Origin of the sequence: Nocardia sp. BMG51109, from assembly GCF_000526215.1 — a bacterium.
GTDB lineage: Bacteria > Actinomycetota > Actinomycetes > Mycobacteriales > Mycobacteriaceae > Nocardia.
Map to the genome: position 1 here is coordinate 4219980 of NZ_JAFQ01000004.1, position 12313 is coordinate 4232292.

Annotated in this window: 1 protein-coding gene (running past one end of the window); it reads left to right on the top strand. The window is 66.8% G+C overall.

The genetic code is table 11. The annotated features are described in order from the left end of the window. Positions 1-12313 carry the start of a non-ribosomal peptide synthase/polyketide synthase gene (locus tag D892_RS0120310; RefSeq protein WP_024803009.1) on the top strand. 17735 nt of this gene lie beyond the right edge of the window, so only the first 12313 of its 30048 coding nucleotides appear in the window; the start codon lies at positions 1-3; the stop codon falls past the right edge of the window.

The following is a 12313-nucleotide window of genomic DNA, read 5'->3' on the forward strand; positions in this document are numbered from 1 at the left end:
ATGACCGACAAGAAGACCCGGCGGAACGCCAACCCGCGGGTGAATGTGGGATTCGTCGAATTCGGTAGTACCGAGTTGAGCGTCGGGGAACTGCTGGCCGGCGCGACCGGCCCCACCACGACGGCTGCTGCCGAGGCCACCGCGATCCTGCCGGAGGTACTGGAGCAGCAGGCTGCCGCGACTCCCGGCGCCGTCGCTGTCGTCGATGCCGATGGCCAGCTCACCTATCGCGAGTTGAACTCCGCCGCAAGCCATTTCGCGCGCGAACTGATCACGGCCGGAGTCGAGCCGGACACCGTCGTCGCGGTCGCGGTGGAACGCTCCCGGCTTCTCGTGGTCGCGCTGCTGGCGGTGCTCAAGGCCGGCGGTGCGTACCTGCCGATCGACACCACCTATCCGCCCGAACGGTTGGAATACCTGCTCGACGACGCCGACCCGATCGCTGTCGTCACCACGGCCGGGCATCGAAACCTGTTGCCCGACATCGGTGCTCGAAGCTTGCTGATGCTAGATGGCGTCCTCGCCAGCGATTCGGCCCGGGCGATGAACGGCACGGATGTGGACGACGCCGACCGGCGTGCGCCCTTGCGTGCGGACAACCTGGCCTATGTCATCTACACCTCCGGGTCCACCGGCAGGCCCAAAGGTGCTGCGGTGACCCATCGCAACGTGGTCAACCTGCTGACACAGCCGTGGGCCGTCGACGGTGAGGACCGGATTCTGGCATCCACGTCGGTGTCCTTCGATGTGTCGGTGTGGGAGCTGTTCGGCCCGCTGTGCCGCGGCGGCAGCGTCGAGATCGCCCGCGACCTCCTGGCCCTGACCGAGCACCCCTACGCCGACGCCACAGTGGTCAGCGGAGTTCCCTCGGCCTTCGGGGAGGTGCTCGCCGCCGAAGGTCTCGCGTCCGATCTCGACGCCGCGCAGACGGTGGTCCTGGCCGGTGAAGCGCTGACCCACACGGTGGTCGACCGGATTCGCCGCACGCTGCCGCGGGCGCGGATTCTCAACGCCTACGGGCCCACCGAAGCCACCGTCTTCACCGCCACCCATACCGTCGACGGGGTAGCGGCCGACGGTGGCGGCGGGGCGTCGGTGCCGATCGGCGTGCCGCTGAAAAATATTCGCGTCTACGTGCTCGACTCCTGGTTGCGTCCCGCCCCGCCCGGTGTGACCGGTGAGCTGTATATCGGCGGTGCCGGTGTGGTGCGCGGCTACCGCGGCCGGGCGGGTCTGACGGCGGAACGTTTCGTCGCCGATCCGCACGGGGCGCCGGGGGAGCGACTGTACCGGTCCGGAGATGTGGTGCGCTGGAACGATTCCGGCGTGCTGGAGTACGTAGGCCGAGCCGATGATCAAGTGAAGATCCGCGGTTACCGCATCGAACCCGGCGAAATCGAGAACGTTCTGCTGCGGCACCCGGGAGTGCGGCAGTGTGCCGTGGTCGCCAGGGAGGTCTCCGGCCAGGCCGGGGTCCGGCAGCTGATCGCCTACGTCGTTCCGGCCGCCGACGCCGACGTGGAACTGTCCCGCGGATTGCGAGAATTCGCCGGTGGACTGCTACCCGAGTTCATGGTCCCCGCAGCGATCATGCTGCTCGACCGGCTACCGCTGACCAGCAACGGCAAACTCGACCGCCGGGCGCTACCGGCGCCGGCCTTCACCGCCGCCGCATTCCGGGAGCCCACCGGAACCGCGGAGACGCTGCTGGCGTCGGTATTCGGTGAAGTCCTCGGCGTCGACCGGGTCGGAGCCGATGATTCGTTCTTCGATCTGGGCGGGCACTCCCTGTCGGCAATGCGGGTGATCGCCCGCGTGCGGGCGCGGGCCGGGATCGAACTTCCCATCCGAACGGTGTTCGAGTCACCGACGGTCGTCGGCCTGGCCGCTCGACTCGGTGAAGGCACCCGCGCGCGGGCGACGGTGACCCGCCGAACCCGGCCCACCGTCATACCCCTGTCCTACGCGCAGGCCCGGCTGTGGTTCCTGCACCGCCTGGAGGGGCCGTCGCCGACCTACAACCTGCCGATGGCGGTGCGCCTGATCGGTGAGGTCGACGACGCCGCGCTCGAGACCGCGATCGCCGATGTGGTGACCCGCCACGAAACTCTGCGCACGATCTTCGTCGACACCGAAGGCGTTGGGGTACAGCACATCCTCGCCGTCGACGATGACCGGGCGCGGGTGCCGGTGGTGGTGGCGCCGTTCTCGCCGGGCGTCCTGGCGAGGCTGGCCGGATACCGTTTCGATCTCTCCACTCGGATCCCCGTCCACGCCGGCATCCTGCGCGTCGGACCTCAGGAGCGAGTGGTCGTGCTGGTGGTGCATCACATCGCCGCCGATGGTGCGTCGATGCCGGCGCTGGCACGGGATCTGCTGACCGCCTATGAGGCACGGCAGCGGGGCAGTGCGCCGGAGTGGATGCCACTGCCGGTGCAGTATGCCGATTACACGTTGTGGCAGCGTGAGCTGCTCGGCGATCCGGATAATGAACAGTCGTTGATCGCAAAACAATTCGACTACTGGCGCCGGACCCTGCACGGACTGCCCGAGGTGATCGAACTGCCGACGGATCGGCCCCGCCCACCGGTCGCCTCCCATGAGGGTGGGCTGCACAGGTTCACCATTCCCGCGTCGACGTGCCACCGCGTCGAGGCGCTCGCCCGGGAACGAGGTGCGACGCCGGCGATGGTCATGCAGACAGCGCTCGCGGTCCTGCTCACCCGGCTCGGTGCCGGCGACGATTTCGCCATGGGCGCGCCGATCGCGGGCCGCGCCGACCAGGCTCTCACCGACCTGGTGGGATTCTTCGTCAACACCTGGGTGCTGCGCGTGAACACCAGTGGCAACCCGGAATTCGGTGAGTTGCTCGCCCAGGTCCGGGAGCGAGCGCTGGACGCCTACACCCATCAGGACGCACCGTTCGAACGGCTGGTGGAACTGCTCAATCCCCGGCGCTCACCCGCACATCATCCGTTGTTCCAGGTGGCGTTGGCATTTCAGAACAATCCCCTGCCCGACACCACATTGCTGACGGCTCAGCTTCCGGAATTGGCGGTGACACCGGTATCGGTGCGGACCGGGACGGCCCGATACGACCTACTGTTCGACATCGTCGACAACGGCCGCGCACGCGACGGGTTCCAGGCGTCCATCGAGTACGCCACCAGCCTGTTCGACACAGCCACCATCGAACAGCTCGCCACCCGATTCCTGGCCATCCTCGACCAGGCGACCACCGACCCCCGTCTGCGGATCGCCGATATCGAGATCCTCGACCGGGCCGAGAAGGCTCGGATGCTGACCGCGTGGAACGACACCACCACCGCGATCGACGACACCGCGACCCTGCCCAGGCTGTTCGAGCAGCAGGCCGCCGGCACACCGGATGCGACCGCGGTCATCGGCGCCGATTCGCTGGAACCGATCGGTGTCACCACACGCAGCGCATACAGCTACGGCCAATTGAACAGTGCGGCAAACGCGTTCGCTCGAACACTGATCGAGGCCGGCGTCGGCCCGGACACCGTGGTCGCGGTCGCGGTCGAGCGTTCCTACGAACTGGTCATCGCCCTGCTGGCGGTGTCGAAAGCCGGTGGGGCATACCTGCCGATCGACACCAGCCATCCAGCCGAGCGGGTGCGCTACCTCCTCGACGACGCCGATCCGGTCGCGGTCGTCACCACCGCCGATCAGCGAAACCTGCTGCCCGACAAGGCGGGCCGTGCCGTTCTGCTGATCGGCGCCACCGAATTGACGGATGCGCCCGACCTCCCCGACACCGAGCGGCGATCCCCCCTGCGTCCGGACCATCTGGCCTACGTCCTCTACACCTCGGGCTCCACCGGCCGGCCGAAGCCGGTCGCCGTCACCCACCGCGCGATCGTGAATCGCCTGCTGTGGATGCAGCAGGCCTACGGGCTCGGTGCGGAGGACGCGGTACTCCAGAAGACCCCGAACACCTTCGATGTGTCGGTCTGGGAGTTCTTCTGGCCCTTGCTGACCGGTGCGCGGCTGGTGCTGGCCGCACCCGGGGGACATCGTGACCCGGCCTACCTCGCCGACCTGATCGTGCGCGAATCGGTGACCACGCTCCATTTCGTCCCGTCGATGCTGGACGAATTCGTCGAGGCGCCGATCTCCGAATGTGTGTCACTCCGCAATGTCTTCGCGTCCGGCGAAGCGCTGTCGTCCCGATCCGCGAAACGGTTGCGGGACTCGACCACTGCGCGGGTGCACAATCTCTACGGCCCCACCGAGGCCGCCGTCGATGTCACGTTCCACGAATTCGCTTCCAGCGGTAGCGCATCGGTGCCGATTGGGGTGCCGATCTCGAATGTGCGCGTCTACGTCCTCGACAGGTGGCTGCGTCCGGTGGCACCCGGAGTCGTCGGCGAACTCTACATCGGCGGTGTCGCCCTGGCGCGCGGCTACCGCGATCGCAGCGGCCTCACCGCCGCGCGCTTCGTGGCCGACCCTTGCGGGACCACGCCGGGACAGCGGTTGTACCGGTCCGGTGACATGGTCCGCTGGACCACGTCCGGGGTCCTGGAGTACGTGGGGCGCGCCGATGATCAGGTGAAGATTCGCGGCTTCCGGATCGAACCCGGTGAGATCCAAGCCATTCTGCTGCAGCACCTCGAGGTGGAGGCGGCAGCCGTGATCGCGCGGGACGGCAACGGCGGGCCGCAGTTGATCGCCTACATCGTGCCGGGCGCCGGCTCCGGCACGGAGACGGACCGATCGCGGGCGTTGCGGGAATACCTGGGACATACGCTGCCCGAGTTCATGATCCCGGCCGCCATCGTGGTCCTGGACCGACTTCCCTTGACGGCCAACGGCAAACTCGACCGAGCCGCCCTGCCCGCACCGGAGTTCACCGGCAGTCTCCCGTTCCGGGAACCGTCCGGAAGCACGGAAATTCTGCTCGCATCGGTGTTCTCCGAGCTGCTCGATGTCGAGCAGGTCGGCGCCGATGACTCGTTCTTCGAGCTGGGTGGGCATTCGCTGTCGGCGATGCGGCTGATCGCGCGCGTGCGGACCCTGGCGGGTGCCGAATTGCCGATCAGGACCGTATTCGAGGCTCCGACGGTGGTGGGGTTGGCCGCGCGTCTCGGTGAAAGCGGCACGGTCCGAACGGCTATGACGGCGTATCCGCGGCCGGCGGTGATCCCGCTGTCCTACACGCAGACCCGATTGTGGTTCCTGCACCGGTTGGAAGGTCCCTCGTCGACCTACAACCTGCCCATGGCGGTCCGGTTGACCGGTGAGGTCGACGAAACCGCGCTTGCGAAGGCACTGCAGGACGTGGTGACCCGGCACGAATCACTGCGCACGGTGATCATCGACGCCGACGGCGTGGGCGCCCAGCAGATCCTGGAGCCCGAACTCGGTGCCGCGGCGGTGCCCGTCCTCACGGCGCCGTTCTCCGAGGCGGTGCTGGCGGATCTGGCCGGGTACCGGTTCGACCTCGCCACCGAAATCCCCATCCGCGCAGGCATTCTGCGCACAGCGGCCACCGAATGCGTGGTGGTGGTTGTCGTTCATCACATCGCCACCGATGGTGCGTCGATGCCCGCTCTCGCGCGGGATCTGCTGACCGCCTATGAGGCGCGGCGGCGTGGGAGCGTACCCGAGTGGACGCCGCTGCCGGTGCAGTACGCCGATTACACGCTGTGGCAGCGTGAGTTGCTCGGTGATCCCGATGACGAACAGTCCTTGATCGCAACACAATTCGACTACTGGCGCCGGACCCTGGCCGGACTGCCCGAAGTGATCGAGCTGCCTGCAGACCGGCCCCGTCCACCGGTGGCGTCCTACCGGGGCGACCTGCACCACTTCGTCGTGCCCGCGGAAGTCCGCCGCCGCCTCGAGACCCTGGCACGGGAACAGGGTGCGACGCCGGCGATGGTCGTCCAGGCCGCGCTCGCCGTCCTGCTGACCCGCCTCGGCGCGGGCGAGGACTTGGCCATCGGTGCCCCCATCGCCGGGCGTGCCGATGACGCGTTGAGCGATCTGGTCGGATTCTTCGTCAATACCTGGGTGCTCCGCGTAGACACCGGCGGCAATCCCGTCTTCGGCGACCTGCTCACCCGGGTTCGTGAACGCGCACTGGACGCCTATACCCACCAGGACGCACCGTTCGAGCGCCTCGTGGAATTGCTCAACCCCGTGCGATCCCCGGGACATCATCCGTTGTTCCAGGTGGCCTTGGCTTTCCAGAACAATCCACTGCCCGATGCCGCACTGCTCACAAGGCTGCTGCCGGGCCTGACCGTCGAGCCGGTGCCGGCGCCGACCGGAACCTCCCGCTACGACCTGCTGTTCAGCATCATCGATGCCGGCCAGGCGGACGACGGATTTCAAGCCTCCATCGAATACGCCACCGACCTGTACGACCGCGCGACCGTCGAACGGCTCGCCGACAGGTTCTTGCGAGTGCTCGACCAGGTGTCGATGAACTCCGGACTCCGGCTGTCCGAAGTCGAGATTCTTGACCACGCCGAGCACACCCGCGTGCTGGCCGAGTGGAACGGCGCCGGCATCGACGTCGACACCATCGCGACGCTGCCCGCCCTGTTCGAAGCCCGGGTCGCTGCGGCACCGGAGTCCATTGCGGTAACGGCAGAAGGCGGTGCGTACACCTACCGCCAGTTGAACTGTGCGGCAAACCTGGTGGCGCGGGAGTTGATCGTGGCGGGTGTGGGTCCGGACAGTGTGGTCGCGGTGGCGGTGGAACGGTCCTATGAGTTGATCGTCGCCTTACTGGCGGTGTCGAAGGCCGGTGGTGCGTATCTGCCGATCGATACCGCGCATCCGGCTGATCGTGTCGAGTACGTTCTTGCCGATGCCGACCCGGCGGCTGTCCTCACTACCGGCGGTCAGCGGAAGCTGTTGCCCAACACTGGAAATCGGACAGTTCTGTCACTCGACGAGCTCATCGGTGACTCTATCGGGTCGGGCGATGTGGCGAATGTGTCGGATGTCGAGCGTCGTGGGCCGTTGCGTGGGGGCAATCTGGCGTATGTCATCTACACCTCGGGGTCGACGGGTCGTCCCAAAGGTGTTGCGGTGACGCATGGCAACGCGGTGAATCTGTTCTCGGTCACTGCGGATCGTTATGGGTTCGGTTCCGATGATGTGTGGGCGTGGGTGCATTCGCATGCGTTCGATTTCTCGGTGTGGGAGTTGTGGGGTCCGCTGTTGTCGGGTGGGCGTGTTGTGGTGGTGGCGTGGGATGTGGTGCGCTCACCCGAAGACCTGTGGCAGACCCTGCGCGACACCGGCGTGACAGTGCTCAACCAGACCCCCAGCGCGTTCTACGCGCTCACTGAAGTGCCGGGAGCGCCGCGTCCCGACGAATCCGGGCTCCGGCTGGTCATTTTCGGAGGCGAAGCCCTGGACCCGGCACGATTGGGAGCCTGGGCCGAGGGCTCGGGGCGTGCGCCGCTGCTGGTGAACATGTACGGGATCACCGAAAATACCGTGCACACCACCGAATTCACCCTTACCGCCGACACGAGAGCTGCTCACTCCAGTCCTATCGGCGTGCCGTTGGGTAATGTGCGGGTGTATGTCCTGGACCGATGGCTGCGCCCGGTGCCGCCTGGTGTGAATGGTGAATTGTATTTCGGCGGTGCGGGTTTGGCGCGTGGGTACCGGGGCCGGTCGGGGTTGACCGCGAGCCGGTTCATTGCTGATCCGTTCGGTGGTGCGGTGGAGCGGCTGTATCGATCCGGCGATGTGGTGCGTTGGAGTGCCGGCGGTGTGCTCGAGTATGTGGGTCGTGCTGATGATCAGGTGCAGATCCGTGGGTACCGTGTCGAGCCTGGTGAGGTCGAGACTGTTCTGGCCGAGCATCCCGCGATCGCGCAGGCCGCCGTCACCACACACCATCAGGTCGGGTTGGTGGGGTACGTGGTGCCCGACCTGTCGACTGCACCCGTTGCACAGGCCTATTCGCGCCTACAGGCCGCAGGACAGATCGACGGCAGCGAACTCCATGAGCTGCCGAATGGTATGCCGGTGGTGGGTCGTAACCGGTCCAATATCGAGTTTCTGTTCCAGGAGGTGTTCGAGCGGGCCGAGTACTGCCATGACGGTGTGATCGTTCCGTCCGAGGGGTGTGTTCTCGATATCGGTGCCCATGTGGGCATGTTCTCGGTGTATGCGAAGACGTTGTCGCCGCAGGTGGAGATCTATGCGGTGGAGCCGATCCCGGATCTGCAACGGATGTATCGGGCGAATTCGGATTTGCACGGCCTGGATGCGACGTTGATCGAGGCGGCGATCGGTGCCGAGGCGGGTGCCGATGTGTTCACCTACTACCCGGATATGTCGATCCTGTCGGCTCGAGGCAGGGCTACCGAGGACCAGCGGGAGCTGCTGGATTCGTTCCTGCACAACGAATTCCGGTCGCGGGCCGCCGAAGTGGGCCAGGACGCTTTGGACGAGTTGCTCGATGATCGTCTGAAGTCGGTCGAGGTGCAGGTGCGTATCCGGACGGTGTCCGACATCATCGACGAGCACGGTCTGGACCGGATCGGGTTGCTCAAGCTCGATGTCGAGGGTGGCGAACTCGAAGCGCTGCAGGGGATTCGGGATGAGCATTGGTCGCGGATCGAGCAGATCGCGGCCGAGGTCCACGACATCGACAACCGGCTGGCCGTGATCCGGGATCTGTTGCAGCAGCGCGGATTCCATACCGCTACTCGTACGAATCCGCATGTCACCGGCACCGGTCTGCACATCCTCTACGCGACCCGCACCCTCGATCGCAGCGACGCCAGTGAGCCGGTCGATGTGCTGGCCCGGCACGTGCGCTGGGCGAGTCCCACGGCGCTGGCCGCGCTGGTGCGCGACGATCTCGCCGAGCATCTGCCCGACTACATGGTTCCTGCATCGGTAGTGGTGCTGGATCGATTGCCGTTGACCGTGAACGGCAAACTTGACCGTGCCGCTCTACCCGCGCCCGTTTTCGCCGGCCGCGGAGAGTTCCGTGAACCCGCCGGCGTCGCGGAAACCGTGCTGACATCGGTGTTCACCGAAGTCCTCGGTGTGCAACAGGTCGGGGCCGAGGACTCGTTCTTCGATCTCGGTGGTGACAGCATTATCGCCATCCAGCTCGTGTCCCGTGCTCGGACACAGGGACTCGTCTTCTCTGTGCGTGATGTGTTCGAGCACAAGACTCCGGCCGCACTGGCCGCCCACGCCGACACCGATACACCCGTCGCCGTCCTCACGGAGTTGCCCGGCGGCGGTGTCGGGGACCTGCCACCGACTCCGATCGTGCGGTGGCTGCTCGAGCAGGGCGAGAGTATCGACCGGGTCAATCAGCATATGGTGCTGGAACTTCCGGCCGGGATCGACCATGCCGGGCTGGTCGCGACCTTGATTGCGGTGATCGGTCACCACGACATGCTGCGTGCGCGCCTGCACGGAAACTCGAGGGACGGTTGGTCTTTGACGACCGCCGAGCCGGGAACGGTGGATGTCGCGGACCTGATCGAGCATGTGACCGTTGATCCCGCTGTGGGTTCGGATCGGTGGCGGGAGGTCGCGACCGAAGCATTGGATCGTGCGGTGGGGCGTCTGCGCCCGGCAGAGGGTGTCATGGTCGCGGTCGCCTGGCTCGACGGGGGTCCTGAGCGGGCGGGCCGGTTGATCCTGGTGCTGCATCATCTGGTCGTGGACGGGGTGTCGTGGCGCATCCTGGTTCCTGATCTGATGGCGGCGTGGACTGCTGTCGCTGCCGGACGGACCCCTGTGTTGTCGCCGGTGGGTACCTCGATGCGGCGGTGGGCGCATGCGCTGACCGAGCTGGGGCGGTCGCGGGTACGCGAGGGTGAGCTCGAGTTCTGGGCGCGCCAGGCCGACGGTCCCGACCCGCTGCTGGGGTCCCGCGCCCTGGACCCGGCCCTCGACCGGCGATCGACTGCCGACCGAGTGGTCGTCACCCTTCCCGAACATGTCACGACGACCCTCGTCGAGAGACTTCCGGAGCGCTACAACGCCGGCATCGAGGACGCCCTGCTGACCGCACTCACCATCGCGGTCCGTGGCTGGCGCGCACGTCGGGATATCGAAACCTCCTCGCTGCTGGTCGATCTCGAGGGGCACGGCCGGGAAGAGCATGTCGTCACCGACGTCACCGGTTCCGCACGTACCGCCGATCTCGCGCGCACGGTCGGCTGGTTCACGAGCCTGTACCCGCTGCGCCTGGACCTGACCGGAATCGATCCTTCTGATGTTTCGTGCCTCGGCCCCGCGCTCAAGGCGGTCAAGGAGCAACTGCGCGCCGTACCCGACCGCGGTATCGGCTACGGAATTCTCCGCCACGCCACCCCGGACAGTGCAGCACCGGAGGTTCCGGCCATAGCGCCGCAGGTTAGCTTCAACTACCTCGGACAGGTGACACAGGCTCTGCTCGGGGCGAATTCCGGTGCCGAACAGTCGATTCCGGCCACCGGCTGGATCCCGGCGGCGGACCTGACCGGTCTGCGCGAGGAACCCGATGCGGATCTGCCGCTGACGGCCGTCCTCGAGATCAACACGATCGTGATCGGCGGCGTGCTCTCGGCAGACTTCGGATTCCCCACCACACTGCTGACCCGTGCCGAGGTTGTCGAGCTGTCCGAACTGTGGACCGACGCGGTCACCGCGATCGCTGCCCATCTCGGCAGCGATACCTCCGGCGGAGCGACCCCGTCGGACTTCGCACTGTTCCCCGCGATCCAACCGGATATCGAAGTCTGGGAACGGAATTACGGGTCACTGGCCGATGTGCTGCCGCTGGCGCCGCTGCAGTCGGGACTGTACTTTCATGCGCTGCTGGCTGACCGCGACCTGGATGTCTACACCACCCAGGTCGAACTCGGATTTGCCGGCCATCTCGATGCCGCCCGTTGGCGGGCCGCGGCGACCGCTGTCCTGAGCAGACACCCGAATCTCCGTGCCGCCTTCGTCGCCGACTCCAATGGCGCTGTGGCCCAGGTGATTCCCGCCACCGCGCCGCCCGCATGGCGTGAGGTCGACCTGGCGGGGGCCGACGATGCCACGGCGGCCGTGCGAGGTGTTCGCGATGAGGATCGCTCGACACCGTTCGATCTGGCTCGGCCGCCGGCGATCCGGTTCACGCTCATCCGGGGTGACGGCGGTGCGGGTTTCGTCGTGGTGGTGACGGCGCATCACATTCTGCTCGATGGCTGGTCGTTGCCGCTGCTGATGCGGGAACTGGTGGCGCTCTATGCCACCGGTGGTGATCCGGCCCTGCTGGGCCGGCCCGTTCCGTTCCGGGATTACCTGGCGTGGCTGGCGCGTACCGATCACGACGCCGGTCTGGCGGTGTGGCGGGAGGCGCTGGCGGGGGTCAGCGAACCCACCTTCCTCGCACCCGCACGTCCCGCCGCTGCGGCCACGGGTCTGCCCGCTGAATATCGCATCGTCCTCGATACCGAGCGCACCCGCGCCCTCACCGATCTGGCTGCGCGCCTGGGTATCACGGTCAACACGGTGCTGCAGTTCGGCTGGGGACTGGTGCTGTCCGCCCTGACCGGCCGCGATGACGTCGTCTTCGCGACCACCGTGTCCGGTCGGCCACCGCAGCTGCCCGGCGTGGAATCGATGATCGGCCTGCTGATCAACACCCTTCCGGTGCGGGTGCGATTCACGCCGGATCGCACCATCGAGTCCGCGCTCATCGAGTTCCAGAATCAGCAGACCGCGCTGCTCGATCACCACCACACCGGACTCGCCGACATCCAAACCGCCACGGGCACTTCGGCGTTGTTCGACACCATCATGGCGTTCGAGTCCTATCCCGTCGACACCGACGGCCTGACCACGCATGCCAACCTGCTGGACGGCCTCACCATCACCGGCATCGACGTCGCCGATGCCGCCCACTACCCCTTCGGTCTCCTGACCCACCTCGATCCGCACCACACTCTGCAGCTGCGCGCGATCTACCGAAGCGACCTGTTCGAGGCCGATCAGGTGGCCGGGATTCTCGACCGGCTGCTGGACACTCTCGGCCGAATCTCCGCGCACCCCGACAGCCGGCTGGTCGATGCGGAGCTGCTCGGCGCGAGCGAGAAGTCCCGGGTGCTGACCGAGTGGAGCGGCACCACCGTCGGCATCGACGCCACCGCCACCCTGCCGAGGGTGTTCGAACGCCGCGCCGCACTCACACCCGATGCCATCGCAGTCGTGGGCACCGACGGCGCCTATACCTACCGGCAGTTGAACTCTGCGGCAAACCATTTGGCGCACGAGCTGATCGCTCACGGGGTCGGACCCGACACTGTCGTGGCGG